The sequence below is a fragment of the Rhodoferax sp. U11-2br genome (assembly GCF_018619435.1).
Classification (GTDB): Bacteria; Pseudomonadota; Gammaproteobacteria; order Burkholderiales; family Burkholderiaceae_C; genus Rhodoferax.
In genome coordinates this window covers 1-25,710 of record NZ_JAHFZF010000010.1, presented here as the reverse complement: position 1 = coordinate 25,710, position 25,710 = coordinate 1, and the positions used below count along the sequence as shown (strand labels likewise).

Genomic DNA, 25,710 nt, shown 5'->3' with positions numbered 1-25,710 from the left:
TGCGGCTGCCTCAGAAGCGCCGCCCGGCGTTTACACACCGTATTTCTGGCAAAACGCAGCAAATTCCTCTGCACTTGCGTAGGACTTTTGTGTTCCCGGCTTGGTGACCGCGTCGGCGGCATACAGCGCGGCCTTCTTGAGCGAGGACAACACATCGCCCGAAGCCACATAAAAATGGGCAAAACTGCCAATGTAGGCGTCTCCCGCACCGGTGGTGTCGATCGCTTTGATGCGGTCAAACCCGGGGATGAAATCTTGACGGTCTTGCGTCACCAGCATCGCGCCTTTTTTGCCCATCGTCACCACCACGGTCTTGATGCCTTTGGCAATCAGCACACGCGCTGCGGCGACCACTTGTTCGGTGTTTTCCGTTGGCATCTGGGTCAAGGTGGCCAGCTCGGTTTCGTTGGGGACGAGGAAACTGGCCTTGAGGCATTTGCTCAAGTCGAGGTCCGGGGCCGCCGGCGCCGGGTTCAGCAGCGTCTCGATACCATGCCGGGCTCCAAATTCGATGGCGTGGTAGACCGTCTCCAGCGGGATTTCCAGCTGCAAAATGATCAGCTTGCAGGTCTTTAAATCGGCCTCGGCACGGTCTACGTCCGCGGGCATCAACTGGCCGTTGGCGCCTTTGATGATGAAGATGCAGTTCTCTGCACTGGAGTCCACAAATATCGGCGCCACGCCGCTGCTGGCTCCGGGCACGGTGTCAACATAACGCGCATCGATGCCGTTGTTGATGTAGTTCTGGCGCGTGTTCGGACCAAACATGTCGTCACCAACCTTGGTCAGCATCAACACATCGGCACCCAAGCGTGCTGCAGCAACCGCCTGGTTCGACCCCTTGCCGCCGAACCCCATGGAAAACTCGGGCGCTTCGATGGTTTCGCCTTTACGCGGCATACGATCCGTGTAGGTGACGAGATCAACCATGTTGCTGCCAATGACTGCAATACGTCCTGTCATAACAATCCCCTTTTGGTTAAGCGCCCGGCGCGTTCAGTTGGGTGATGATCTTTTGAACCTCATCAGCCCCTGCGTGGTCCAGATACCCCAGCCTGACCTTGAAATGCGCGGTCTCACCGCCGGCCAGGCTACGCACATTGCCCTTGGCTTTTTCGGCCAGATAACCTTCGGGTTCGCAGCTTCCTGGCAGCGCAAAGGCGCCCACCTCTTGGTCAGAATTGCAAAGAATCCAGCGGATCGTTTTGGGCATGTCTTTGGGTGACCAGGACATGTAAAAACCATCTTGCTCGGGCCGACGGACCATCATGTGCGTCAGACCATTTGGGTCTGATTTGAGATGACGGATGAAAAAGACCTGTTCCGGGTTGTACTGCGCAACGTCGTGCAACACCTCGGAACGCTGCGGGTGTTTGGCCAGTTCATCCACAAAAGCCTGGTAGACCGGTGTCGGCTGGATATGCCCAGGGATCGAGGTTCTGACACAGGTGGACTCGGGTGTGAAACCTGCCGCCTGGAAGATCTTGCCGTCCTTCACCAAACCAAAATTGACATGGCTGATGTACATCAGGTCCATGGGTGCGCCAGACATATTCTGGACTTTCATTTCAAGATCAAAGAGGCTCTCGTTGGGGCGCAAAACAATCCGTGGTGTGGCCAGGTAATGGTTACCAAAGCCCATGGCGTACTCCCATTCACTGATCAACGCCACATAAAAACCGCCCTGGTCTTCACCGCAGAGAATACGCGCCCGGTCCATCGGTGCACAGGGCATTTCACCGTGTAACGCATGGGTGTCCTCGGGTGAGGGACAGCCATTGCGCAGCAGCCCACTGTGGTAGGCGAAACAACCATAGGTCTGCAAAATGTCGGTGGCCGGGCGGGGCTGTTTGAACATGCTTTTCATGCCCAGGCTGACCCCGTCAAACACCGCCTCCCAGACCATCTGCCCCATGAACGGCAGCACGATCAGGTGGCCACGGCTGTTCTTGAGGCGCAGGGCTTCGACACCACTGTCGTACCGAAACAGGCTGACCGACATGTCGCCTGCGGCAAAAACTTCCTGCTCGCTCGGCGTAAAAAACGTTTTTTTCAGTTCAATGCTGATGTCGCGCATCATGATTTCCCCCGCCGTTTTTCAAGAACCATGTTGAGAATGATGACGCCCACGAGGAACGCCCCGAAGATGAAGTCGATCAGATGGATGCTGAAACGCATGATCTGGAACCCGCTGGAGAGGAACATCAGCGCCAGCACCGCGATGCAAATGCCGAGAACCCGCCCTTTGCCGCCCGCTGGGTTGGTTCCCCCCAGGACCGCAATCAGCAGTGCCTGCAACAGGTAGGACGTGCCGTAGTCGGACTTCGCCGCATTCACCCGCGCAGAGAGCAGTATCCCCGCCATGCTGGCGAGCACGCCGCTCATCATGTAACTCAGGAACACCATCTTGTCGCGTTTGAGCCCAGCGAACAATGCAGCCTTGGCATTGGTGCCAATCAACATCAGGTTGATGCCAAAAACCGTTCTGGACAGAAGGAACGCAACGATGGAGGCGATCACCACAAAAATCAGGAAAGGAATCGAGACGCCAAACACCGTTCCCCCGCCGATCTCGGCCCAATACTTCGGAAACCCGGTGATCGCAGGCCCGCCGGTGATGACCAAGGCAAACCCTGTGAACAACTGGCCGGTCCCGATGGTGGCCAGGATCGGCGTGATGCGCATCCGTGTGATCAGGAAGCCATTCAAGGCACCTGCCAGTGTTCCGACCCCCAACGCCAAGACCACACCCACACCCACATGCATCAGTTGTTGGCTGTCGGACATCGAGGTGTCGCTGCCAATGGTTTTTGAAAAATAGACACCCGCCAGAATCGCGGACAAGTTGGCGATCCCGATGATCGACAAATCAATGCCCCCGGTGAGCATGGCAATCATCATGGCGATCGACAACAGGCCGATTTCAGGAAACAGGAAAGAGATGGACTGGAAGTTGTAGTACCGCAGGAACTTGTCCGGCGACACGATGCTCATTGCCACGAAGATAAACACCGTGATCAGCACCAGCTGAGTCAGGTTGTTGTCGTGCTTCAAGAATCTGCGTGAATCAAAATCTGTAGTCATTTGAGCACCTCAATTACGTGCGACTCTTGCGGTCACGCTTGGCGGAGAAAGCTGTCGCCACGATCAGAATGGTCCCCAGAACGACCAGCTGCCAGGTGGTTTCAACCTTCATGAGGATCAGGCTGTTCTTGACCATGACCAGCATAAAAACACCCATCATGGTGCCAATCACGCTGCCACTGCCACCAAAGATCGAGGCGCCTCCCAGCACCACCGCCGCAATCACCTGCATGTCCATGCCAACAAAGTCACGCGGGTTGCACAACCAGATCATGGAGGAGTGCAGCATCCCGGCGAAGCCAGCCAGAGCGCCACATGCGCAATAAACAAAGAAGGTGGTTTTTTTCAGGCTGAAGCCCACCCGGCTGGCGGACTCGGCCGAGCCCCCCATCGCATACACACTGCGCCCGAGCATGGTGTATTTCAGGATGATGTGAATCAGCAGCGCCACGCCGAGGTAGATCAGCAACATGCTGGTCATCCCCGAGGTGGTTCCGTCGGGTTTGACCACCGTGTAGATGTCCGACTTGGTGAAGTTGATCAACACCTTGGGAAAGCGGTCAATATTGATCATGCTGGTGCCGATGATGCCCAGAATCAGCCCGCGCACGATGCTGGCGGTGCCCAGCGTCACGATCAACGGGATCATCTTGAACCGGTACACCAGCAGCGCATTCAATCCGCCCAGCAGCACCCCAATCAAGGTCGCGACGACAAACGGAAGCAATACTCCGTCGTATTGGGTCAGCAGCATGCCATGGACCGTGAGGAACATGCCAGCTACCGCCACGGCCGGGAAAGAGACATCGATCCCCCCAGAGATCATGACCAGCAACACACCAAGTGCCATGATGCCAATAACGATGTTGCTCTGGAGCAGGCTGAACAGGTTGTCAAGATCCCAAAACGCCGGGTTGACAGCGCCAATCAAGATCATGGCTGCGATGAGGATCACCCCAATGACAGCTTCGGAATTGCGGAGAAATTTCATGCTGACCACCTCAACCGAAGGATTTCAATTTGGCGTTGATCTCGTCTTCCGAGGTCTGGCGTGCCACCAGCTCCTCCAGGAAGCGCCCTTTGTGCATCATCACAATGCGGTTGCAGTTTTGGATCAGCTCGGGAACGTCGTCGGAGATCATGATGACGCTCAAGCCGTTCTCCTGTTGGGTCAGGGCCCGGATGATCTTGTGAATCTCGGCTTTGGAGCCGACGTCCACACCAACTGTCGGACCATTGAGGATCAGCACTTCTGCACCGGTCATGAGCCAGCGTCCAATCACCACCCGCTGGGCATTGCCCCCGGAGAGTTGGTTGACCGGTTTTTCGCCACTGGGCGTGGCGATCGTCAGTTTTTTGATCATGTCTGCCGCCAAGCTGGCCGCCTTCTCTCGGTCGATGACCAGATAACGCGACAACCGCTCGTACATGGTCGACAACATGTTGCGGTTGATCGACTGGGTCGGAAAGATGCCTTCACTCAGGCGATCTTCCGGCACGTAAGCGATCCTGTGGTTGATCGCGTCTTGCACCGAACCGATCTTGACCGGCTGGTCGTTGAGACGGATCTCTCCGCTGAAACCCGTCATCAGCCCAAACAAGGACAGCGCAAACTCGGTCCGCCCAGAACCGAGCAGGCTGGAAATGCCCACAATTTCGCCCGGGAAAATCTTGAAATTCAGATCCTCATAACTGCCGGGCAAACTCAGGTGGCGCACTTCCAGTCGCGGCGTGACGGCGGTTGTTGAAGGCTTCCAGTCAAAGTGATTGACCTCAATGTCGTGACCGGTCATGTGTTTGGTGATCAGCGCTTCGGTGAAATCACGGGTCTGGCCGTCGGCAATCTTGCGCCCATTACGAATCACCGTGATGCGTTCGCTGATGTCGAGCATCTCGCGCATCTTGTGGCTCACAAACAAGATGGCGATACCTCTGCGCTGGATATCGCGCACGATCTCAAACAGGGTCGTGATTTCTTTGCCGGTCAAGGCGGTTGTCGGCTCATCCATGATGATCAGACGCACGTCGTTCATCATCGAGCGGGCAATTGCAATCAACTGTTTTTGCGCCGTCGGCAGGGTCTCGATCTTGGCGTCCAGATCAATGTCCACCCCGAGGCGCTGCAAAGCTTCCGACGCCAGTTGGCGCGACTTCTTCCAGTTCACCCAGGTCCGCTTTTCGCGCAACTGGGTATTGATTGACAGGTTTTCCGCCACGGTCAGGTTGCCGAACAGCGAAAAATCCTGGTAAATCACCTGTACGCCACATGCAATCGCGTCGACTGGTGATTTGGCAAAAAATGGCTTCCCGTCGATCAGCATTTCGCCTTCATCCGGCTGGTAAACACCGGAGATGACCTTGATGACGGTTGACTTCCCCGAACCATTCTCACCAGCAAGACAATGGATTTCACCCGGCATGATCCTGAGCGAAATCTGATCGAGTGCTTGCACCCCTGAGAATCTCTTGCTAACGTTTCTTAACTCGAGATAGGCATCTGACATTGACATCCCCCGGCTAACTGATCCAACAAGAACTGTGGGGCGCTTCACAACCGAAGCGCCCCAGACACGGGTTAGAAGTTGTATTTGCCCATGTTTTCTTTGGTGACACCCACCCAGCCTTGGCCGTACAGCAAGTTGGGCTTCTTGGCATCCGGGCTAGTGAGATTCCCGTACCCTTCCAGACCCAGGTTCAGACCGGCCTTGATCTGAGCCTTTTTGCCTGAGAGCATCATCACCGCCATTTCGTTCATGGCATAACCCGCCACTGCCGGGTCCCAGAACTGGATGTACTGGATGTTGTTGTTTTTCAGATATTCACCAGCCACCGACACCAGACCGGTCCCGGCGAAGAAGATCTTCCCGTTCAAGCCACGTTCAGCGATCAGACGGCCAGCACCAGCCGAGGTCGGCATAGGACCACCGAGCACACCCTTGAGCTTGGGATACGTGGTCAGTGTTTCCTTGAGCTTGGTGTAGTCGGTGTTGGCGTCATCAGACGTTTCAAGGCGTTTGGTCACCTCCTGCATCTTGGGGAAGTTCTTCTTCTGGTAGGCCACGCCACCGTCAATCCACTCGTTTTGCGACTTGGAGGTCAAGCTGCCGACGGTGGCCACATACTGGCCTTCACCACCCATCGACTTAGCCAGCACTTCCATCAACTTGGCGCCATAGGCCAGGTTATCAAAAGCTTCCAGCGTGAAGTCAGAGTTTTGCAGGTTGGAGGCTTCATGTGCAATCACCACAATGCCACGATCACGTGCCTTCTTGAGAACAGGCTCAACGGCTTCGACCGAGAAAGGCACAACACAAATAGCGTCCACACCTTGTGCAATCAGGTTTTCGATGATCTGCACCTGGGCAGCGGCATCAGCCTGAGAGGGGCCCACCATCCAGGTGTCGTGGCCGGTATCGGCCTTGAACTGGTTGACGCCGTTGCGCATGCGGTCAAACCAAGCGATGCCATCCACCTTGACAACCGTGGCGATCGTGAATTTTTTCTTGGTGGCCGCCGCCGTGATGTCCTTACTGACTTTGCTGACGTCGACAGGTCCATTGCCAGCCGCATAAACAGAACTAGCACCCAGCATGGTGATTGCTGTAACGATGGAAAACAACTTCTTCATGTGTACCCCTCTATAGTTTGTCGGACATAAAAACTCAACTCACACTCAGCAGGAATACATCCTGTCGTCTACGACGGATGTACACGTCCACCAGCGCAAAAACAAGCGCAGATGAAGTCGTGTTGAAGTGCCCCAACCCGGAACAGGATGGATGGCAGGAATTTCACTCTGGACTCGCTCGGCTCAAGCGCCGATGATGGTCACGCTCAAACTGGCGCCAACCCTGGAGGCCCCGGCTTCAATCATGGCCAGCGCATCGGCCTGGCTGCGAACCCCACCCGAGGCCTTGACACCCACCAGCGGCCCCACCGTTTGGCGCATCAACGCGATATCTGCCACGGTGGCACCCGCCTTACCAAAACCCGTGGAGGTTTTGACAAAATCCGCCCCAGCTTCAACGCTGAGTCGGCAAGCGGTTTCTTTTTGGGCGTCTGTCAACAAGCAGGTTTCAATGATCACCTTGAGGGTTTTGCCTGCGCACGCTTTTTTTACCAAAGCGATGTCATCTCGCACCAGGTCAAGATCACCGTCTTTCAGAGCGCCCACATTGATGACCATGTCCACTTCATCGGCACCGTTTTGGATGCAGGCCAGGGTTTCCTGAGCCTTGCACTCACTGAACGTGGCGCCCAGCGGGAACCCCACCACACAACAAGTCAGAACCCCGCTGCCTTTGAGTTTCTGGGCAACCAAAGGGACCCAGTAGGGATTCACGCACACCGAAGCAAACTTGAAGCGAATCGCCTCATCACATAAACGCTCCACTTCCACCCGCTGGGCGTCGGGCTTCAGGATGGTGTGGTCAATATAAGAGGCCAAGCTACGGTCATTCACCATCACTGTGTTTGTCATGCGCCACCTGTCAAATGTTGGGTTCAATGCATCTTTATTGAGATAAATGATACATCTAATGTTTGGATCTTCACATTTTTTGTTGAATGTTATTCACATTGAACGTAAAGTGCAAGCCATGCTTATTTTTCGAGGAAAGGCCCCACGACCAGACGCGTCGTTATTGGCTCAGAATTTGCATGCCATGGTCTCCTGAAGAGGGTCCATATCAGAAGGGAAAATGATGAATAAAAATGGCCAAAAAGTTTGTGCCGAGGTCCTCCGCAGGTGCGACGTCAGAGATACACACACGCCTGCTTTGTGCATCGGACGCTGTCTTCTTCAGATGAAGGATGTCTGCCATGTTTGAGAAAAGGCGACAACGCATTGACAAGATATTGGCCCTGCTGGAAGTCAATCAGTCACTCCACATCCGCGATGTCGCTCAAATGCTTGACGTTTCAGAGATGACACTTCGGCGCGACATCGCCCATGGGGACAACCGACTCCTCTATCTCGGTGGTTATCTGGTCAAGCCAGGAACGAACAAGGCCTCCCAGTACAGTCTGGACAGCGAAAAGGGCGTCGGGCTCAAGAACAAGCGTTGGGTCGGTCGCCTTGCAGCCGAACAGATCCAGAGTGGGGACTGCATCTTCATTGACTGCGGCACCACAACACCCCACATCGTGGCTGCCATGCCCAAAGACATCGAGTGCACGGTGATTTGTTATGCAAAGAACATTGCCTACCCACTCTCCAGCTTTCCCAACGTGACCTTGGTGCTGCTGGGCGGTGTCTACTACCCGTCATCAGCCACCTTTTACTGCGAAGAGAGTGTGGGTTACCTGAACAAATTCGGCATCAACAAAGCCTTTCTGTCCGCAGGCGGGGTCAGCCTGGAGCGAGGCATCAGCTGCTCACACCTGCACGAGGTGAAGATCAAGCAAGCCATCCTGGGTATCGCCATCAAGAAGATTCTGGTGGTGGATTCAGGCAAGTTCGGCCAGTTCCGTTCCGCCTTCTTCGCCGATTTTGCGCAGATCGATAGCGTGGTCACCGATTCAGGGATTGATGCCGAGACCGCTGCCAAGATCACCGACAGCCACACCGAGTTGCTGATCGCACAAGCCTAGTCCAACAAATCTCGTTGCGAACGTGCTTACAAAATCCTTACCACAAGTTTTTTCCCGAGCAACTCACAGTTTGTGTGGATAACTTTGTGTACCAGTCACAGAACAACCCGGCAAAGCGTTGTCTGGTGCGGCCTGCAACGCGATGCCAAAAAAATAAGCAGCAGGGACAAGTGCCAAAAATTAATAAAAAAATATCAGCTTGTCCCCAGCAAAACAGCCAGCTCAGTCATGTTAGGAAACAGCCGGTGCGCACCGGCCGCCAGCAAAGCCGGCCCCGCTTCCGGCAGTGGGCAGTAGGCCCAGACGGTGGCGCCCGCTGCCACGCCAGCGGTGATACCGACCGTGGTGTCTTCGATCACCAGGCAGTGCTCGGCGGGCACGTCAAGGTGCCGGGCCGCCGCCAGATACACGTCCGGCGCGGGTTTGGAGCGTGGCATTTCATGCCCACTGAAAATACGCCCGGCAAAAAAATCCAGCAAGCCGACCTGGCCTAACATCATCTCGACCTTGAAGCGATCCGCCCCGGAGGCACACGCAATCTGACCGTCAAAGCGCGTGTGTGCGGCCTGCACCGCCGCGTCAGCACCAGCGATGATGGTCGCCCGGGCGCAAAGCGCCTCGTTGCGGCGCTGGTAAAAGCGCTGCATCCAGTCTTCGGTCAACGGCTGGCCGGTGCGGCGTTCAATCTCGGCATGCTCCTCACGCACCGCCTTGCCGATGAAAAAAGCCATACATTCGGCCAGCGTCATGGACCAGCCACTCTCATCCAACATGTCACGCAGCACACCACAGGTGATGGCCTCGCTGTCCACCAACACACCGTCACAGTCAAACAGAACCGCCTTAAAACTCATAGCTACTAACCCTTTAAATACGTGGGCTCTCGCCCAACTTCTCACAAATCACGGGACAACAGGTGTCGCCCCCAGATCCTTCAACAAGGACTGAAATTCCTTGGAACTGCGCAGCACCCGCCCGCCCGCAGCCACCAACCGCGTGACATCGTCGTTGGGCAGTGAAAACGCGGTGGGAATCTGCAGCAACACCCGGCGCTCGGCCATCTCGGGCGCGTCGCTCAGGTTGACATTGATGACATAAATCTTGGCATCTGGCGCAAACGGGTCGTCTGCACTGCGCTTGCGCAACTCCTGGCGCCAGGCTTGGACGGTGTCGCGCAGCAGCTCCAGCGTCTCCTGGGTGGCGCGGCCGCCGGTGCCAAACAGCAGCGCGTCCATCACCTGCAGAGTGGTGGGCACCTCGTCGTGCGAGTCGATATTTTCCGAGGCAGCCCGCTCGGCATTCACCGCGATGATCACCAGCTTCTCGATCGGGGTGTCCGTCATCGGGCCGACCGCGCTGCGCAGGCCACCGTCGGCTTGCGAGCGATCCAGCAAGCTGCGCAGGCCCAGGTTGTCAACCAGACCACCGTCCACCAGATGGATGTAGGGACGGGTGGATGCGTCCAGGTAAGAGCGCTGGCTGTCACGCAACAGGCGCACGCGGTAGGCGTCGGCATCGGAGCTGGCCAGCGTCACCGGTTGGGCACAGGTGTCGCTGTAGTTTTTGAGTGTCATCGGGCTCAACGCAATCGGCACCGCGCTGGAAGCCGCCACCGCAAACGACAAGGGCACGCTGTTCAAATCGGAGCAGATCAGCGAGAACTGTCGCCAGCTGAACTCGAACCCAGAGCCCAGCGACAGGTCGGTGGCAGAGACCAGCAGCCCGGGATGGCCCGGGCGTTCGGTCAGGTCACCAAAGGTTTTACCTTTGAACAGCTCATCCAAGCGCCGCTCCAGCAGGTTGGAGCGGCCAAACCAGGGCGAAGTCAGGTCATACAGGTTGCGCACTTTGAGGGCGTAACTGACCAGATTGTCCTGGAAGTTCTTGCGCAGGAACTGGTTCTCAAAAGCCGGAAAAGTCTCACTGCCAAAGGCCGCGTAATACGCCGCCACGATGCTGCCGCCCGACACCCCACTGATCAGGTCCAGCTCGTCGAGCAGGCTGATGCTGTTGCCCTGCCAAGGCACCTGGGTCTGGCGCAAAGCGTCGAGCACGCCATAACCAAAGGCAGCGGCACGTGCGCCACCGCCCGAGAGGCTCACCAGCATCAGCATCTTGCGGTCTTGCGCGGGAGCCGCGTCACGCAGCGCTGCCTCACGGTCACCATACATTTTCATCGGCTGGTTCTGCCAGGGTCGCAGGCTGGAGCAGCCGCTCAGCAGCACCAGCACCATCAGCGCCAACATCCAGCGCCGCAAGGGTTTGACAATCACATCGGTCATCTGTGTCTGGGTCAGGTATTGAACAAGTGGGGGCCTTGCTGCCTAGCCGCGCCGGACGCCACCAGCTCGTCCACCAGCAACGCCAGCGCCTGCGCCAAAGGCAACTCGGCAAATTGCTGGTGCACCAATCGGGCCAGGTAGGGTGTGGCTTGCGCCCAGGCCAGCAGCTCGGATTGTTCCAAAGATTGGGCCTCCAGCAGCTTGAACTTGAGCAAAACCTTGGTGGCATAACGCAGATGTTGCTGCGGGTGGGCCACAAAACGCGCCAGCCGCTGGCGCGCCACACCCAGCGCCTGCGCCACATCGGTGAACGGCGCGCCGTGGCCGGGCACCACCCAGCGCGGCGCCAGCGCCTCGATCACATCGAGCGTAGCGGCCACCTCGTCAAAAGCGCCGTCGCCATCCAGCTCGGGGAACACCACGCCAAAACCACGCTGCCACAAGGCGTCGGCCGACACCAGGGTGCGGCTCACCGGCTCAAACAAAATCACCGAGTGGGTGTCGTGCCCCGGCGCGGCATGCACCTGCCACACCGCGTCGCCCAGGGACAACTCCGAGCCCGGCACCAGCACCGCATCAAAACCAAAACGCGGGCAGCTTTGCCCGGTGGGGGTGTAGCTCAATGCGTGCGGGTTCCAGTCGCGCACAAACTCCGCCTGCCCGGGCGGAATCAGGGTGCGCAGTTGCGGGTAGGCCGCTTGTAATGCCGCATTGCCGCCACAGTGGTCACTGTGCAGGTGGGTGTTGATCAGCACGTCCAGCGCCCGGCCCTGCAGGCTGGCAGCCAGCAGCGCCAGTGTTTGTGGCGCGTGGGTGCAGTAACCACTGTCGATCAACGCGGTGCCTGCCGCGCCCTGGATCACGATGTTGTTGGAAGACAACCAGCCGCGCTCCAGCACGGTCAGCCCCGGGGGCAGGCCAGTGGTCGCGTCACTCATAGACAAAAATGGCCTCCAGCCCTTATAAAAAAAGCGTAGATAGCTATCATTTGTTTAACAGCTGCAGAACTTAGCGGGCCCGCAGCACCATCTGCGTCTGGCCCAGGCTGATGTCAAATTTGGACAAAAACGACTGCCCCAGCAGCGCCTGCTTGTCGTCCCCCAGGCTCAAGCCCACGCCCACCTTGACGTTGCTGACACGCAGCGGGCCCAGTACCACCGTCACGCCGTCCACCACCCGGCCCGGGCGCTCGCCGTTGGCCGTGTGGAAGGTGGTGGGTACACCGCCGTTCACGCCTGCGGCCTGGGCCAGTGGCTCACTCACACTCACCAGCGAGGCGCCGGTGTCCACCAGAAACATCACCTTGCTCCCGTTGATGCTGCCTGGGCTGTAAAAGTGGCCGTCCTGCGCCCGTGGGATGACCAGGTCACCATTGGCCAGCACCTGCGACTGTTTCGGTTTGAGGTAATACGTCATCAAGCCATACACCAGGCCCATGACAGCAAACCAGAACAGCAGCATCGGGATCAGCCCGGTCTGGCGCGGCGCGGATGGTTCTGACGCCGCTTGACGGCGCAGGTTGTTGCGGGAAAACGAGCTGAACTTGTGGCGAGTGTCATTGAGCTGGCGTTGTTTCTCGCGCTCGCGCTGCGCGTCCCGAAACCAGTCGCGGTCTTCGACACCCATGCTCAGGCAGCGCCCCGGCCAGGCACCCACCCTGCGGGGGCCATCGGTGCACACATTTCAGAGAAAAACAACTGCGTCATCGCCCGCCTTGTCATGTGGTTGGGAGCTGAGCATTCTAGAAGTGCCGGGATGGGTGTGCCCGGCCCGCCGCAAGCCAAGGGCTTTGCCCCGACCGGCCAGGCCGATCTCAGCGGTAAACCAGCACCGGGATGTTGGAGTGGGTCAGCACCATCTGGGTTTCGCTGCCCAGCAACAAGGCGCTGACACCACGGCGCCCGTGGGACGCCATGAAAATCAGGTCGCAGTCTTGGGTCTGCGCCGTCTGGATGATCAGTTTGTAGGGCTGGTCACCCACCCGTACCAGGGTGTCAAGCGGCACACCGGCTTGCTGGCCGATGGCCTGGGCGGTGCCCAGAATCTCTTGCGCCAGCCCGTCCAGGCGCTGCTGCAGGTCCTGCGTCAGGTGGGCGCTGCTGAGCCCACCCACACCGTCGTAGGCCAACGGGGGTGTGGGCTCGACATACAACACGGTGATGCGTGCCTGGGCGTCTTTGGCAAAAGACGCCGCGCGTGTCAGCGCGGCCACAGACAACAGGGAGCCGTCGGTCGGAACCAAAAGATGTTTGAACATGGTGTGCCTTCTTGTGGTTGGTTGATCAATGGCCGCCCGCGCCAGGCTCCACCACCCGACTCGGTTTGGGTGCCAGCCAGATGAGGGTGGCCGCCGCGATGAAGATCAGCCCGATCACCGTCATGATCTGGTTGGTCGACAACATGATGCTTTGCGAGGTGACCAGGTAGTCCAGCGTCTGGTTGACCGCATCGGGTGGCATACCGGACTGGCCCAGCAGGCCGCGCACACTCTGGTCTCGGTCCACCAGCCCCACCAGCTCGGCGTGGTCCCGCGTGGCCTGGTCGCTCCAGACGGTGGTGACCACCGAGGTGGCAAACGCACCCGAGAGTGTGCGCAGAAAGTTCATCAGCCCGGCCGCCGAATCCATTTCAGACTCGTCCACACTGGCCAAGGCCAGCCCGGTGGACGGGATGAAAAAGAAGGGCAAGCCCAGCCCCATGGCCATCAAAGGCAGGGCAATGTCCCAGAAACCCATGTCGGTGTTGGCCACAGTGCGCCACAAGGTGCTCAAACCCATCCAGACCACACCTACAAACACCAGCTTGCGCGGGTCGCTTTTGCTGTTGGCCACCCAGGGCGCCACAAACAAGGCGGTCACACCGGTCCAGGCCGTGACCAAGCCGGCATCGGTGGCGGTGTAGCCCATGAAGCTCTGTAACCACAGCGGTGTCAGCACATTGACACCAAAAAAGGCGGCAAACGCGAAGCTGATCGTCAACACGCTGACGCTGAAGCCGCGATGCCGAAACACACGCAGGTCAACAATCGGGTGGCGTTCATGTAATTCCCAGATCAGAAACGCGGCAAACGCGATAGCGGCCACCACTGACAGCACCGTGATCTGTGTCGAGGCGAACCAGTCCAGGTTCTTGCCCTCATCCAGCACCAGTTGCAGCGCGGCGACCCAGATGATCAGCAGGCCCATACCCACCATGTCAATCGGGCTGCGCCGGGCGTCTTCCTGGTAACGCTTGAGCAGCTTCCAGGCATAGATACCAAAACCAATGGCAATCGGCGCATTGATCAAAAACACCCAGGACCAGCTGTACTCATCACACAACCAGCCACCCAGAATGGGGCCCACCACGGGCGCCACCAGCGTGGTCATCGACCACAGGCCAATCGCGGCCGCCACCTTGTCCTTGGGAAAGATGCGCATCAGCAAGGTCTGTGACAGCGGCATCAGCGGCCCGCCACACAGGCCCTGAAACACCCGCGCCACCACCAGCACACCCAGCGAGCTGGACAAACCGCAGACGATGGAGAACACACCAAACAGGATCATCGAGGTGGTAAACACCCGCACCGACCCAAAACGCGCCGCCAGCCAGCCGGTCAGCGGTACGGTGATCGCCTCCCCCACCGCGTAAGAGGTGATGACCCAGGTGCCCTGGCTGGTGGCCGCGCCCAGCGCCCCCGCAATATTGGGCACCGCCACGTTGGCAATCGTCATGTTGAGCACGGCGATGAAGTTGGCCGACGCCAACATCAGCGCCGCCACCCAAAGCATGCCACCGGTCAAGGGGGCATCGGGGCCGTCGCGCCCTCCGGCCGGTGCAGCAGTTACAGCTTGACTCATGGTGACCTGGCTCAGTCGGTCAGGCCGCTGGTGTCAATCTCAGCGTGCATCGACAAACCCACCTTGAGTGGCTTGGCCAACAGCTCGGCCGGGTCGAGCTTGACACGCACCGGCAGGCGTTGCACCACTTTGATCCAGTTACCAGTGGCGTTCTGGGCCGGAATGGCAGAAAACGCCGAGCCCGAACCACCCGCAAAACCTTCCACCACACCGGTGTAGCTCACGTCCTTGCCATACAGATCGGCGTGCAAGGTGACGGGCTGCCCAACACGCACTTTGCTGAGTTGCACTTCCTTGAAGTTGGCATCCACATACATCTCGCTCACCGGCACCACCGCCATCAGCGGCATACCGGCCTGCACCCGCTGGCCCAGTTGCACCTGGCGCTTGGCCACCACACCGTCCAACGGCGCCCGGATCACGGTGCGCTCCAGATCGACCTTGGCTTGGTCCAGCCGGGCCCGGGCCGCCTGCACCTCGGGGTTGGTGTCGACGGTGGTGTCGTTGATCAGCGCGCCATTGGCTTCTTTGGCGGCCATCGCCGAGCGCAGGTTGGCGGCGGACTGTGCCACCGCCGACTTGGCTGCCGCCAGGTTGGCTTCGGCGCCAGCAAAAGCATTTTGTGCGCGGGTGAGTTCATCCCCCGACACCGAGCCGGAGGCCAGCAGCGCGTCACGGCGCGTCAGGTCGAGCTTGGCGCGCTCGAAATCGGCCTGGGCGGAGGCCAGTTGCGCACTCGCACGTTTTTCGTCGGCTTCGCGTGCGGTGATCTGGGCCGCCAGGTTGCTGTCATTGGCCACATAACTTCTGACGCGGCGCATGGCCCGGTCCAGCTCGGCGGCGGCTTGTGCAGCGGCCAGTCTGGCGTCGGTGGGGTCAATCACCACCAGGACATCGCCTTTTTTGACGGCCTGGGTGTCCTTGACCTTGACATCTGCCACGATGCCGCCGTAGGACGGCGTGATCTGCGCCACTTCGACAGCGGTGTAGGCGTTGTCGGTCGAGACATAGTGCGAGGCGTACAGCGTCCAATAAGCGGCCACAGCCACACCTACTAGGCCAATACCACCGGCCAGCGCCAGCAGGCGTTGGTTGCGACGTTTTTTGAGGGCCAGATCTGCAATGTTGTTGTCAGTCATGAGAAATCCTTGAAACTTGGGTGTGGGTCACAGTTGGTAGCCGCCGCCCAGGGCGCGCTGCAGGTCGATGTCGAGCGATAGTGACGCCGAGCGCAAATTGGTCTGTGCACTCAGGCTGTTGAGCAGCCCGTCTTCGGCGCTCAGCACCTCGAGGTAATTGGCCAGGCCGCCGTCATAACGGTTGCGTGCCACGCGGTGTGACTCGCTCGCAGCCTCCACCGCTTCTTGCGCCTTTTGCAGACGCTGCCCCAGGGCTTTCTGGCTGACCGCGTTGTTGGCCACCTCTTGCAGGGCACGGGTCACAGTCGCGTTGTAGTTGGCCACTGTCTCGGCATAGCGGGCCTGGCTGCCGCGCAACTCACCCTGCAGGCGGCCAGCGGTGAACAGCGGCAGAGAAATCGCCGGACCCAAGCTGCCGATACTGGAGCCACTCTTGTCCAGGTTGTCCAGCCCCAACGATTGCACGCCCACAAAGGCCGACAGGTTGACGTTGGGGTAGAACTCCGCCTTCTTCTGCGCGATCCGGCTGGCCTGGGCCTGCGCTTGCAGGCGGGCTGCCACCACATCGGGGCGACGGCCCAGCAAGTTGACCGCCAGCTCAGGGGGCAGGCCAAAACTGTGGTTCAGCTTGAGGGTGGGCGCGGCAATAGTCAAGCCCCGGTCTGGCCCTGCACCCAGCAGCGCGGCCAGGTGATTGCGCTGCAGTGCAATCTGCTCGTCCAGCGCCAGCAAAGCACCTTCAGCCACCGCTCGGCGGGCATCGGCCTCTCGCAGGCTGCCACGTGTTTCCAGACCATTGGCATAACGCCTTGCAAACAATTCGGCCGTTTTTTGACGGATGTCCACCGACTGCGCGGCGGTGTCGCGGTTGGCGTACAAGCGGCTCAGTTCGGCGTAGCTGGCCGCCACACCCGAGGCCAGCATCAACCGGGCCTGCGCCAGCTCGGCACGGCTGGCCTCCAGCTCCGAGGTGGCAGCGGCCAGGGCTGCACGGTTTTTGCCCCAGAAATCCAGTTCCCAACGGAAGTCCATGCTGACACGGCCATAGTCGTTCCAGCCATGTGGCATCGTCTCTCTGGGCAAGAGGTTGTTGTAACTGAGCCGTTCTTCGCTGAGTGCGGCATTGGCGCTGAGCTGCGGCTTCAGGGCTGAGCCGGACACCTGCGTCATCGCCTGGGCGCGCTGCAGGCGGGCTGTGGCCGCCGCCAAGTCGGGCGAGCCAAGCAGTGCCTCGTCGATCAAGGTGTTGAGCTGGGCATCACCATAAGCCGTCCACCATTGGTCCAGCGGCCAATTTGCTGCGGCCGCTTGTAACGATGTGCCGGATTGAAATGCCTCGGCAGATTTGGGTTGAGGTGCCTGCGCCAAGTCTGGCAACTGGGCACAGGCCTGCAAAAACAGCGCAGCGGCCAGCGCAGTGAGTGAACCAGCCCGCCGACGCGCCAGCTGCGCGGGCAAAAAATGACATCTGAGCATCCAACCTCCATACAAAACTAAACCGTTTGGTTTAAATATGATTCTAGAACCGGCTCAGCTAAACTAAACCAACTGGTTTAGAAAAAATGGGGGTTGACATGCGGGCAAAAACCGAGACAAGACGGCAAGCCATCCTGGCAGCGGCTGAGCAGGTGTTTCAGGAAACGGGGTTTGCGGGGGCCTCGATGGCGCAGATCTGCCAACGGGTGGGTTACTCCAAAGCCACGCTCTACAGCTATTTCAGCTCCAAGGAAGAGCTGTTCTTTGAGGTGATTTCGAAGGCGACCGAGGCCGAGTTCCAGGCCACACACGATGCACTCGATGCCAACCAACCAGACATGGCCCAGGCGCTGGAGACGTTTGGGCGCCGGTTTCTGAGCTTTCTTTATGCGCCCCAATTACAAACGGTGCGGCGTCTGGTGGTGTCAGAAGCCGGTCGCTCGGGCTTGGGGCAAAAGTGTTTTGAACTCGGCCCCCAACGCAGCGAGGCAGAGGTTGTTGCCTTCCTGCAACATGGCATGGCCACGGGCAAACTGCGCCAGGCCAACACACGCATCGCCGCCCGGCAGTTCAAGAGCCTGCTGGAAGCCGAATGGATTGACCGTTTTATGTTTCAGATGCCCATGGATGCGAGTGAGGAAGCCATCGCAGAATCTGTTCACCAAGCCATCACCGTTTTTATGCGCGCCTATGGGCCCGAGACCACAACCAGTTGAGGGCAACCGAGCTCAGGCCAGCGCCCGCTGGATGATGATCTTCTGCACGTCACTCGTGCCTTCGTAAATCTGGCAGACCCGCACATCGCGGTAGATGCGCTCCACGGGGAAGTCGCTCACATAACCATAACCACCGAGCGTCTGGATGGCAGCGCTACAGACCTTTTCGGCCATTTCGCTGGCAAACAGTTTGGCCATCGCGGCCTCCTTGAGGCAGGGGCGACCGGCGTCGCGCAGGCTGGCGGCGTGCCAGATCAGCTGGCGGGCCGCTTCCAGCTGGGTGGCACATTCGGCCAGCCGGAAACCCACCGCCTGATGGTTAAAGATGGCCGTGCCAAAGCTGCTGCGCTCCTTGGCGTAGGTGATGGCGACCTCCAGTGCACTGCGTGCCATGCCGACACTTTGCGCGGCGATGCCGATGCGGCCGCCTTCCAAGCCACCCAGCGCAATGCCGTAACCCTCACCCTCCTGGCCGATCAGGTTCTCTGCGGGCACACGGCAGTTGTCGAAGTTGATCTGTGCGGTGTCACTGCTGTGTTGGCCGAGCTTGTCCTCTACCCGTGCCACCACATACCCCGGGGTGCTGGTGGGCACCAGGAACGCACTCATGCCCTTTTTGCCCAAGCCTTTGTCGGTGATGGCGATGACGATGGCCAGATCGCCGTTTTTGCCACTGGTGATGAACTGTTTGACACCGTTGATCACATAACTGTCGCCCTCCTTGACCGCCGTGGTGCGCAGGCCTGAGGCATCCGACCCGACATGCGGCTCGGTCAGGCAAAAGGCCCCCAGCATCTGGCCCTGCGCCAGTGGTTCCAGCCATTGTTTCTTTTGGGCGGCGTTGCCGTACTTCATCAGGATGGCATTGACCGGGCAGTTGGTGACACTGATCACGGTGCTGGTGCCGCCATCACCAGCGGCAATTTCTTCGAGCACCAGCGCCAGCGTCAGGTAGTCCATCCCGGCGCCACCCAACTCCTCGGGCACACAAATGCCATAACAACCCAGCGCGGCCAGCCCTTGGTGCGCGGCTTTGGGAAAGGTGTGTTCCTTGTCCCAGCGGGCGGCGTGGGGCCAGAGTTCGGCTTGGGCAAAAGCGCGCACCGCGTCGCGCACCATGTCCTGGTCTTGGGTCAGCAGCATGGGGTCTCCGTTGCTTGTGTTGTGGGTGGTTTACCAACCCGCGAAGGGGCGGCCATCCCATTGCAGGTAAGGCACGTCATCACAGCCGTGAATCGTCTTGCGGCTTTTGTGCGCGGCCAGTGTCTGGCGCAAGGCAGACACACTGTCTTGCACCGTCAGCGGCGCGGCAGATGTGCCCATGTCGGTCTGCACCCAGCCGGGGTGTACCAGCAGAAACTGGGCACGCGGGTAGTCCGGCTGGGCGGCCACCACGGCCATGTTGAGCGCGGCTTTGCTCACCTTGTAGAGCCAGCCCCGGCTGCTGCGGCTGTCGCCGATGTGGCCCATGTCGCTGGACAAAAAGGCAAACTGTCCACCCGCCTCCTCGACCCAGGGCGCGACCTGGGGCAAAGCCTGCATGACACCCAACACGTTGGTGTGCATCATGACGTCGAAGTCCTGCTGCGTCGGCGGCGAGATGGCGCCACCGGTCGAGAACACCCCGGCCACATACAGCGCCAGGTCCAGCTTCTCACCATCGAGCAGCCAGCTCAGGCCGCTGACACTGGCCGGGTCGGCCACATCCAGCTGAATGGTCTGCGCGCCCAAATCCTTGAGCCGCGCCAGCCCGGCCTCATCCCGCGCGGTGGCGATCACACGCTGGCCCGCATCCAAGTACTGGCGCACCAGCTCCAGGCCAATACCGCGCGAGGCGCCTATCACCAAAACATTCATGCCTCAAGCCCTTATTTTGATTGGGTCAGCAACTATCAAATTTATAACAATTCAAGCGCCACTGCGGTCGCCTCGCCGCCACCAATACACAGGGTGGCCACGCCTTTCTTCAGACCGCGCGCCTGCAAGGCGTACAACAAGGTAACCATGATGCGCGCGCCACTGGCGCCAATCGGGTGGCCCAGCGCGCAGGCGCCACCGTTGACATTGACCACCTCGTGGCCCAGGTTCAGCTCCTGCATCAGCGCCATGGCGACCACCGCGAAGGCTTCGTTGACCTCCCACAGGTCGACGTCGGCCACGCTCCAACCCGCCCGCGCCAGCACCTTGTGGACTGAGCCGACCGGCGCGGTGGCAAATTTGGCGGGCTCTTGGGCGTGCACCGCGTGTGCCACCAGGCGCGCCAGCGGTTGGCATCCGAACTTGGTGGCGGTGCTTTCACGCATTAGCACCAGCGCTGCGGCGCCGTCGTTGATGCTGGAGCTGCTGGCGGCGGTGATGCTGCCGTCTTTCTTGAACGCGGGTTTGAGCGTGGGGATCTTGTCGAGTTTGATGCGGCCCGGGCCTTCGTCGATGCTGACCAGGGTGTCGCCGTGGCGGCCTTTGACCAACACCGGCGTGATCTCGGCGGCAAAAGCGCCCGATTGGATGGCGTGTTGTGCGCGGCTGACGCTGGTGATCGCATACGCGTCCTGCTGGGCGCGGGTAAAGCCGTATTGGGCGGCGCAGTCTTCACCAAAGGTGCCCATGGAGCGCCCGACCTCGTAGGCGTCTTCCAGGCCGTCGAGCATCATGTGGTCAAAAATCCGGTCGTGCCCGATGCGGTAACCGGCCCGGCCTTTTTGCAGCAGGTAGGGGGCATTGGTCATGCTCTCCATCCCGCCGGTGACCAGCACATCGGCGCTGCCGGCCAGCAACATGTCGTGGCCAAACATGCTGCTGCGCATGCCCGAACCACAAATCTTGGACAAGGTCACCGCGCCCGCGCTGATCGGCAAACCAGCTTTGAGTGCCGCCTGGCGCGCCGGGGCCTGGCCCTGGCCAGCGGGCAACACATTGCCAAACAACACCTCATCCACCAGCGCTGGTGCAATCGCGGCGCGCTCCACTGCGGCACGGATAGCCGCAGCACCCAGGTCATGCGCGGCCAGCGTGGCAAAGTCACCCTGAAAACTGCCCATCGGCGTGCGCGCGGCAGCCACAATCACAATCGCATCCGTCATAGGGTCTCCTTGGTATAAAAAATGCCTCTAGCCGTTATTCAATCAGGGCGAACAGCTATTAAAAACAAAGTGGCTTACATCGACTCCGGCAACTCCGACTGGCGCGGGCTGACCACAAAGCGTTTGCTCTGGTCATACGGGAACACGTCAAACATATGGCCTTGTTGGATGCGGTCCTTGTTCTTCTGCCAGAACGCGGGGTCAAGCAGGTTGGCATGGTGTTTCATGAACACCTCACGCACCGCCGGATTGCCCAGCAAGAACGGGCCAAAGGTCTCAGGAAACACATCGTGCGGGCCAACCGTGTACCAGACCTCACCCGAGAGCTCGTCTTCCTCACAACGTGGTTTGGGCACCTTGCGGAACACGCAGTCGGTGATGTATTCGATCTCGTCGTAGTCGTAAAACACCACCTTGCCGTGGCGCGTGATGCCAAAGTTTTTCCACAACATGTCGCCCGGGAAGATGTTGGCAGCGATCAGGTCTTTGAGCGCGTTGCCGTATTCGATGACACCGTGCTCCAACTGGGCGCGGGCACTCTGGGCGGCGGGGCTGGTGTTACTGGGGTCGGCGCCACCGGCATCAAAAGCGTCCTGCAGGTAGATGTTGAGCGGGATCATGCGCCGCTCGATGTAGACGTGTTTGAGGATGACTTCCAGCTGGCCGTCCCCATCGCGGTCGCTGATTTCAAGTTGGCTGGGCGCCAGCTTCTCAATCTCGGCAATCAGCTCATCGGTGAAACGGTTGCGCGGAAAAGCCACACCGCTGTACTCCAGGGTGTCGGCCATACGCCCCACACGGTCGTGTTGTTTGACCAGCAGGTACTTGCCCTTGATCTGTTCGCGGCTGGTGTCCTTGGGCGGCGGGTAAAAGTCCTTGATAACCTTGAACACATAGGGAAAGCTGGGCAAATCAAACACCAGCATCACCATGCCCTTGATGCCCGGCGCAATGCGGAATTGGTCGGTGGAGTGGCGCAGGTGGTACAAAAAGTCGCGGTAAAACAGGGTCTTGCCCTGCTTGGCCAGGCCCAGCGCGTTGTACAACTCGTTGCGCGGTTTACGCGGCATCAGGCTGCGCAAAAACTGCACGTAGGCACTCGGGATGTCCATGTCCACCATGAAGTAGGCCCGGGCAAAACCAAACAACACGTGCATGTCGTCATCGCCATGCAGCACCGCATCGATGCGCAGCTGGGTCTCAGCCTGGTTGTACAAAATGGGCAGGGCAAACGGCTGCTCGGTAAAACCATTGATCAGCTTGCCAATGAGGTAAGCGCCCTTGTTGCGGTAGAACAGGCTGCTGAGCACCTGGATCTGCAAGTTGGCGTGCACCTTGACGCGATCAAACATCGGCCGGATCACCCCCATCACCAACGCGGCGTCGCGCGGCAGGTCTTCAAATTCGCGGCACAGGCCAAAGTCAAGCACCATCTGCTGCAACACCCCGGTCAGGGTGTCGAGCGTGGGGTAATACGCGCGGTAGGTGGGCTGTGCCTCGGGCGCATTGTTCTCGATGTACTCGGTGCTCACCACCGGGCGGAAAAAGATGAAGCTGTTCTGGAAATAACTGCGGTGCAGGATCTTGGTGGTGACCGAGTTGAAAAAGGTCTCGGCCAGCTCGGGCTGGAGGTGGTCTACCAGCAGGCCGATGTAATGCAGTTTGACCTGGTGCCAGATGTCCATCGGCTGCTCACCGGCCTTGAACTCGCGCTCCAGCCGCATGAAACATTCGCGCACGCGCAGGTCGTAGAACTCGATGCGTTCACGCTGGGCGCGCTGCTGACCGGCCCAGTCGGCGGTCTCAAAGCGTTGTTTGGCGCGGGCCGATTCGCTGCGAAACAGGTGGTAGTGGCGGTTGAAGCCATCCATCATGGCCTTGGCAATCTCGTAGGCCACAGGGGAGTCCAGTCGGGTCGGAAACATGTCTGCTCTCTTCTGTATAGCTATCAGGGCTTGAGGTATAAGGGCTACAACGCATTTTTATCAACAACCGACTGATGGCCAGGCCTATAGCCCTGGACGCGGGTAGCGCTTGAAGGCTTTGACAAAAATGTCGGTCACCTCGTGGCTGCCCTGCATGGTGACACCCAGGTCGTTGACCAGACCATCTTTCAGGCCGTAACACCAGCCGTGCACCGCCACTTTCTGGCCGCGCGCCCAGGCGTCCTGCAGCACGTTGGACAGCGCCACATTGGCCACCTGTTCGATCACATTCATTTCACACAAGACGTCTTCCTGCTGCGCCAGCGCCAGGTGGTCGAGCCGGCGGCGGTGGCGCAGTTTCACATCGTGCACATGGCGCAGCCAGTTGTCGGCCAGTCCCACACGTGTGCCGCGCAAGGCAGCCAGCACACCGCCGCAGCCGTAATGGCCCACCACCATGATGTGTTCCACCTTGAGGTGGTCCACCGCGTACTGGATGACCGACAGGGCGTTCAGATCCGAGTGCACCACCACATTGGCGATATTGCGGTGCACAAACACCTCGCCGGGGTCCAGGCCGGTGATTTCGTTGGCCGGTACCCTGCTGTCGGCACAGCCGATCCACAGGTATTTGGGCGCCTGCTGGTGCGCCAGCCGGTCAAAAAACCCGGGGCGCTGCAACTGCATGTTGGCGGCCCAGAGGCGGTTGTTGTCGAGAAGGTTCTGCAGGGAAGACATGTTTTGACTTTTTTTGAGTACGAAAGGCTGAGATCAGTCTGTCATTTTGCCTAGAGGACCTTGCGCGAACATGTCTGCCGCCCTATAACCTCAATCCCCTCTGCGCCATGGACCAGCTCCGCCCCCATCCTCCTCTACCCAGGTTAGGCGCTCAACAGGTCTCGGCAAACAGCTCACGCCCGATCAACATGCGCCGGATCTCACTCGTGCCCGCGCCAATTTCATACAGCTTGGCGTCGCGCCACAAGCGGCCCAGCGGGTACTCGTTGATGTAGCCGTTGCCACCAAAAATTTGCACACCCTCGCCCGCCATCCAGGTGGCTTTTTCGGCGCACCAAAGGATCACCGAGGCGCAGTCCTTGCGCACCTGGCGCACATGCTCTAGCCCCAGCATGTCGAGGTTCTTGGCGACGGTATAGGCAAAGCTGCGCCCGGCCTGCAACACGGTGTACATGTCGGCCACCTTGCCCTGGATCAGCTGGAACTCACCAATGCTCTGACCAAACTGCTTGCGGTCGTGGATGTAGGGCACCACGTTGTCCATCACACTTTGCATGATGCCCAGTGGCCCACCGGTGAGCACCGCGCGTTCGTAGTCCAGCCCGCTCATGAGCACCTTGGCGCCCTGGTTCAGGCCACCCAGGATGTGGGACTCGGGCACCTCGACATTGTTAAAAACCAGCTCACCGGTGTGGCTGCCGCGCATGCCGAGTTTGTCGAGCTTTTGCGCCACACTGAAACCCGGCATACCCTTCTCGATCAAAAAGGCGGTGACACCGCGTGCGCCAAGTTCGGGTTCGGTCTTGGCGTAGACCACCAGGGTGTCGGCATCGGGGCCATTGGTGATCCACATCTTGCTGCCATTGAGCAGGTAGTAGCCGCCCTTGTCCTGCGCCTTGAGCTTCATGCTGATCACATCACTGCCGGCGCCGGGTTCACTCATGGCCAGGGCGCCGACATGTTCACCACTGATCAGCTTGGGCAGGTACTTGGCACGTTGGGCTTCGGTGCCGTTGCGTTTGATCTGGTTCACACACAGGTTGCTGTGCGCTCCGTAGCTCAGGCCCACCGAGGCGCTGGCGCGGCTGATTTCCTCCATGGCCACCATGTGCGCCAGGTAACCCATGTTGGCGCCGCCATATTCTTCCCCCACGGTGATGCCCAGCACACCGAGGGCGCCCATCTTGGGCCACAGGTCCATCGGGAACTGGTCGGTGCGGTCGATCTCGGCCGCACGGGGGGCGATCTCGGTCTGGGCGAAGTCTCGCACCGCATCACGCAGCGCGTCGACATCTTCACCAAGCTGAAAGTTGAGTCCGGGCAGGTTGTTCATGGGGCTTGTCTCCTCGGGTCCAGGTTTTTAGTAGTTTTTGGGCACCGGCATCACGGTCTGCTGCATCACCGCGCACAGGGTCTGGGTGCCGTCGTCGGCAATGTGGCTGACCTCGGCGCTGGTGACAATGACGCGTTTGCCGTTCTTGACCACTCGGCCGGTGGCACACAACTCACCACCGTGGCAGGCCGCCAGAAAATTGATCTTGTACTCCAGGCTGACCACCTCCGTGTCGGGCGGCGCCACGGTCAGCGCGGCGTAGCCCCCGGCGATGTCGGCCAGCGCACCCACCGCCCCGCCGTGAAACGAGCCATGCTGCTGGCTGGCCTTGTCAGAAAAAGGCAGGGTGACCACACATTCACCCGGCACCACACGCAGCAGTTCAGCCCCCAGGTGGCGCATCAGGCCCTGGCGCTCCAGGCTGCGCTGCACACGTTGCAAAGGGGTTTCGGTGGGGGTGGTGGGTTGTGTCATCGGCTGTGGGTGTGCTGAGGGGTTGAGGGGCC

Annotated in this window: 24 protein-coding genes; 2 read left to right on the top strand and 22 right to left on the bottom strand. The window is 59.7% G+C overall.

Annotated features, from left to right (window positions below; genetic code table 11):
* Positions 1 to 30: 30 nt before the first annotated feature.
* From rbsK to deoC, 7 genes are all read right to left on the bottom strand, one after another.
* On the bottom strand, positions 31 to 963 hold the full coding sequence (rbsK, locus tag KKO72_RS08500; RefSeq protein ID WP_214937335.1) for a ribokinase: 933 nt from the start codon (positions 961 to 963) through the stop codon (positions 31 to 33).
* Positions 964 to 979: 16 nt separating this feature from the next.
* Positions 980 to 2,077 carry an aldose 1-epimerase family protein gene (locus KKO72_RS08495; protein ID WP_214937334.1) on the bottom strand — a complete coding sequence of 366 codons (1,098 nt, stop codon included), beginning with the start codon at positions 2,075 to 2,077 and terminating at the stop codon, positions 980 to 982.
* Positions 2,077 to 3,084 (bottom strand): ABC transporter permease, encoded by a 1,008-nt coding sequence (locus KKO72_RS08490; RefSeq protein WP_214937332.1) that lies wholly within the window; start codon positions 3,082 to 3,084, stop codon positions 2,077 to 2,079. The genes KKO72_RS08495 and KKO72_RS08490 overlap by 1 nt, the downstream gene beginning before the upstream one ends.
* A gap of 13 nt (positions 3,085 to 3,097) precedes the next feature.
* Positions 3,098 to 4,075, bottom strand: coding sequence for an ABC transporter permease (locus KKO72_RS08485; RefSeq protein WP_214937330.1), 978 nt, complete (start codon positions 4,073 to 4,075; stop codon positions 3,098 to 3,100).
* 10 nt (positions 4,076 to 4,085) lie between these two features.
* Complete coding sequence (locus KKO72_RS08480; RefSeq protein ID WP_214937328.1) at positions 4,086 to 5,537, bottom strand: sugar ABC transporter ATP-binding protein; 1,452 nt, start codon at positions 5,535 to 5,537, stop codon at positions 4,086 to 4,088.
* Positions 5,538 to 5,659: 122 nt separating this feature from the next.
* Positions 5,660 to 6,712, bottom strand: coding sequence for an autoinducer 2 ABC transporter substrate-binding protein (locus KKO72_RS08475; RefSeq protein ID WP_214937326.1), 1,053 nt, complete (start codon positions 6,710 to 6,712; stop codon positions 5,660 to 5,662).
* Between the two features lie 183 nt (positions 6,713 to 6,895).
* A complete protein-coding gene (deoC, locus tag KKO72_RS08470) occupies positions 6,896 to 7,564 on the bottom strand; it encodes a deoxyribose-phosphate aldolase (RefSeq protein WP_251140541.1) in 669 nt (222 codons plus the stop codon).
* Positions 7,565 to 7,905: 341 nt separating this feature from the next.
* Here deoC and KKO72_RS08465 point away from each other — a divergent pair, with 341 nt between their 5' ends.
* Positions 7,906 to 8,676, top strand: coding sequence for a DeoR/GlpR family DNA-binding transcription regulator (locus KKO72_RS08465; RefSeq protein ID WP_214937324.1), 771 nt, complete (start codon positions 7,906 to 7,908; stop codon positions 8,674 to 8,676).
* Positions 8,677 to 8,870: 194 nt separating this feature from the next.
* Here the strand turns inward: KKO72_RS08465 and KKO72_RS08460 are convergent, their stop codons facing one another.
* From KKO72_RS08460 to KKO72_RS08425, 8 genes are all read right to left on the bottom strand, one after another.
* On the bottom strand, positions 8,871 to 9,530 hold the full coding sequence (locus KKO72_RS08460) for an HAD family phosphatase (protein ID WP_214937323.1): 660 nt from the start codon (positions 9,528 to 9,530) through the stop codon (positions 8,871 to 8,873).
* A 48-nt stretch (positions 9,531 to 9,578) separates the two neighbouring features.
* Positions 9,579 to 10,958, bottom strand: coding sequence for a patatin-like phospholipase family protein (locus KKO72_RS08455; RefSeq protein WP_214937321.1), 1,380 nt, complete (start codon positions 10,956 to 10,958; stop codon positions 9,579 to 9,581).
* An 11-nt stretch (positions 10,959 to 10,969) separates the two neighbouring features.
* Positions 10,970 to 11,896 carry an MBL fold metallo-hydrolase gene (locus KKO72_RS08450; RefSeq protein ID WP_214937319.1) on the bottom strand — a complete coding sequence of 309 codons (927 nt, stop codon included), beginning with the start codon at positions 11,894 to 11,896 and terminating at the stop codon, positions 10,970 to 10,972.
* A 70-nt stretch (positions 11,897 to 11,966) separates the two neighbouring features.
* Entirely contained in the window at positions 11,967 to 12,584 is a 618-nt protein-coding gene (locus KKO72_RS08445; RefSeq protein WP_214937318.1) for a TIGR02281 family clan AA aspartic protease, read from the bottom strand.
* A gap of 187 nt (positions 12,585 to 12,771) precedes the next feature.
* A complete protein-coding gene (locus KKO72_RS08440; protein WP_214937316.1) occupies positions 12,772 to 13,215 on the bottom strand; it encodes a universal stress protein in 444 nt (147 codons plus the stop codon).
* A gap of 25 nt (positions 13,216 to 13,240) precedes the next feature.
* Positions 13,241 to 14,797 carry a DHA2 family efflux MFS transporter permease subunit gene (locus tag KKO72_RS08435; RefSeq protein ID WP_371736850.1) on the bottom strand — a complete coding sequence of 519 codons (1,557 nt, stop codon included), beginning with the start codon at positions 14,795 to 14,797 and terminating at the stop codon, positions 13,241 to 13,243.
* 11 nt (positions 14,798 to 14,808) lie between these two features.
* The gene (locus tag KKO72_RS08430) at positions 14,809 to 15,936 is read right to left on the bottom strand and encodes an HlyD family secretion protein (RefSeq protein ID WP_214937315.1); all 1,128 of its coding nucleotides are present in this window, start codon (positions 15,934 to 15,936) and stop codon (positions 14,809 to 14,811) included.
* A 27-nt stretch (positions 15,937 to 15,963) separates the two neighbouring features.
* Complete coding sequence (locus tag KKO72_RS08425; protein ID WP_214937313.1) at positions 15,964 to 17,412, bottom strand: efflux transporter outer membrane subunit; 1,449 nt, start codon at positions 17,410 to 17,412, stop codon at positions 15,964 to 15,966.
* A 98-nt stretch (positions 17,413 to 17,510) separates the two neighbouring features.
* Here KKO72_RS08425 and KKO72_RS08420 point away from each other — a divergent pair, with 98 nt between their 5' ends.
* A complete protein-coding gene (locus tag KKO72_RS08420) occupies positions 17,511 to 18,128 on the top strand; it encodes a TetR/AcrR family transcriptional regulator (RefSeq protein ID WP_214937312.1) in 618 nt (205 codons plus the stop codon).
* 12 nt (positions 18,129 to 18,140) lie between these two features.
* On the opposite strand, the gene KKO72_RS08415 is transcribed toward KKO72_RS08420, so the two are convergent.
* From KKO72_RS08415 to KKO72_RS08385, 7 genes are all read right to left on the bottom strand, one after another.
* Positions 18,141 to 19,271 carry an acyl-CoA dehydrogenase family protein gene (locus KKO72_RS08415; RefSeq protein ID WP_214937310.1) on the bottom strand — a complete coding sequence of 377 codons (1,131 nt, stop codon included), beginning with the start codon at positions 19,269 to 19,271 and terminating at the stop codon, positions 18,141 to 18,143.
* A gap of 30 nt (positions 19,272 to 19,301) precedes the next feature.
* A complete protein-coding gene (locus tag KKO72_RS08410; RefSeq protein ID WP_214937309.1) occupies positions 19,302 to 19,985 on the bottom strand; it encodes an SDR family oxidoreductase in 684 nt (227 codons plus the stop codon).
* A gap of 41 nt (positions 19,986 to 20,026) precedes the next feature.
* A complete protein-coding gene (locus KKO72_RS08405; RefSeq protein WP_214937307.1) occupies positions 20,027 to 21,208 on the bottom strand; it encodes an acetyl-CoA C-acyltransferase in 1,182 nt (393 codons plus the stop codon).
* A 74-nt stretch (positions 21,209 to 21,282) separates the two neighbouring features.
* Entirely contained in the window at positions 21,283 to 23,133 is a 1,851-nt protein-coding gene (gene aceK, locus KKO72_RS08400; RefSeq protein WP_214937306.1) for a bifunctional isocitrate dehydrogenase kinase/phosphatase, read from the bottom strand.
* An 84-nt stretch (positions 23,134 to 23,217) separates the two neighbouring features.
* Positions 23,218 to 23,871, bottom strand: a complete 654-nt coding sequence (can, locus tag KKO72_RS08395) for a carbonate dehydratase (protein ID WP_214937304.1) — start codon at positions 23,869 to 23,871, stop codon at positions 23,218 to 23,220.
* 151 nt (positions 23,872 to 24,022) lie between these two features.
* Positions 24,023 to 25,204, bottom strand: coding sequence for an isovaleryl-CoA dehydrogenase (locus KKO72_RS08390; RefSeq protein ID WP_180125681.1), 1,182 nt, complete (start codon positions 25,202 to 25,204; stop codon positions 24,023 to 24,025).
* A gap of 27 nt (positions 25,205 to 25,231) precedes the next feature.
* Entirely contained in the window at positions 25,232 to 25,678 is a 447-nt protein-coding gene (locus tag KKO72_RS08385; protein ID WP_078366605.1) for a PaaI family thioesterase, read from the bottom strand.
* Positions 25,679 to 25,710: the final 32 nt, after the last annotated feature.

Bases quoted from the DNA above. Each gene is read 5' to 3' on its own strand.
- KKO72_RS08485 (WP_214937330.1), bottom strand. From the start codon at position 4,075: ATGAAATTTCTCCGCAATTCCGAAGCTGTCATTGGGGTGATCCTCATC.
- KKO72_RS08385 (WP_078366605.1), bottom strand. From the start codon at position 25,678: ATGACACAACCCACCACCCCCACCGAAACCCCTTTGCAACGTGTGCAG.
- KKO72_RS08455 (WP_214937321.1), bottom strand. From the start codon at position 10,958: ATGACCGATGTGATTGTCAAACCCTTGCGGCGCTGGATGTTGGCGCTG.
- KKO72_RS08415 (WP_214937310.1), bottom strand. From the start codon at position 19,271: ATGCTGCTGACCCAAGACCAGGACATGGTGCGCGACGCGGTGCGCGCT.
- can (WP_214937304.1), bottom strand. From the start codon at position 23,871: ATGTCTTCCCTGCAGAACCTTCTCGACAACAACCGCCTCTGGGCCGCC.
- KKO72_RS08445 (WP_214937318.1), bottom strand. From the start codon at position 12,584: ATGGGTGTCGAAGACCGCGACTGGTTTCGGGACGCGCAGCGCGAGCGC.
- KKO72_RS08410 (WP_214937309.1), bottom strand. From the start codon at position 19,985: ATGAATGTTTTGGTGATAGGCGCCTCGCGCGGTATTGGCCTGGAGCTG.
- KKO72_RS08495 (WP_214937334.1), bottom strand. From the start codon at position 2,077: ATGCGCGACATCAGCATTGAACTGAAAAAAACGTTTTTTACGCCGAGC.
- KKO72_RS08390 (WP_180125681.1), bottom strand. From the start codon at position 25,204: ATGAACAACCTGCCCGGACTCAACTTTCAGCTTGGTGAAGATGTCGAC.
- aceK (WP_214937306.1), bottom strand. From the start codon at position 23,133: ATGTTTCCGACCCGACTGGACTCCCCTGTGGCCTACGAGATTGCCAAG.
- KKO72_RS08435 (WP_371736850.1), bottom strand. From the start codon at position 14,797: ATGAGTCAAGCTGTAACTGCTGCACCGGCCGGAGGGCGCGACGGCCCC.
- KKO72_RS08490 (WP_214937332.1), bottom strand. From the start codon at position 3,084: ATGACTACAGATTTTGATTCACGCAGATTCTTGAAGCACGACAACAAC.
- KKO72_RS08430 (WP_214937315.1), bottom strand. From the start codon at position 15,936: ATGACTGACAACAACATTGCAGATCTGGCCCTCAAAAAACGTCGCAAC.
- KKO72_RS08475 (WP_214937326.1), bottom strand. From the start codon at position 6,712: ATGAAGAAGTTGTTTTCCATCGTTACAGCAATCACCATGCTGGGTGCT.
- KKO72_RS08440 (WP_214937316.1), bottom strand. From the start codon at position 13,215: ATGTTCAAACATCTTTTGGTTCCGACCGACGGCTCCCTGTTGTCTGTG.
- KKO72_RS08420 (WP_214937312.1), top strand. From the start codon at position 17,511: ATGCGGGCAAAAACCGAGACAAGACGGCAAGCCATCCTGGCAGCGGCT.
- KKO72_RS08405 (WP_214937307.1), bottom strand. From the start codon at position 21,208: ATGACGGATGCGATTGTGATTGTGGCTGCCGCGCGCACGCCGATGGGC.
- rbsK (WP_214937335.1), bottom strand. From the start codon at position 963: ATGACAGGACGTATTGCAGTCATTGGCAGCAACATGGTTGATCTCGTC.
- KKO72_RS08425 (WP_214937313.1), bottom strand. From the start codon at position 17,412: ATGCTCAGATGTCATTTTTTGCCCGCGCAGCTGGCGCGTCGGCGGGCT.
- KKO72_RS08460 (WP_214937323.1), bottom strand. From the start codon at position 9,530: ATGAGTTTTAAGGCGGTTCTGTTTGACTGTGACGGTGTGTTGGTGGAC.
- KKO72_RS08465 (WP_214937324.1), top strand. From the start codon at position 7,906: ATGTTTGAGAAAAGGCGACAACGCATTGACAAGATATTGGCCCTGCTG.
- KKO72_RS08450 (WP_214937319.1), bottom strand. From the start codon at position 11,896: ATGAGTGACGCGACCACTGGCCTGCCCCCGGGGCTGACCGTGCTGGAG.
- deoC (WP_251140541.1), bottom strand. From the start codon at position 7,564: ATGACAAACACAGTGATGGTGAATGACCGTAGCTTGGCCTCTTATATT.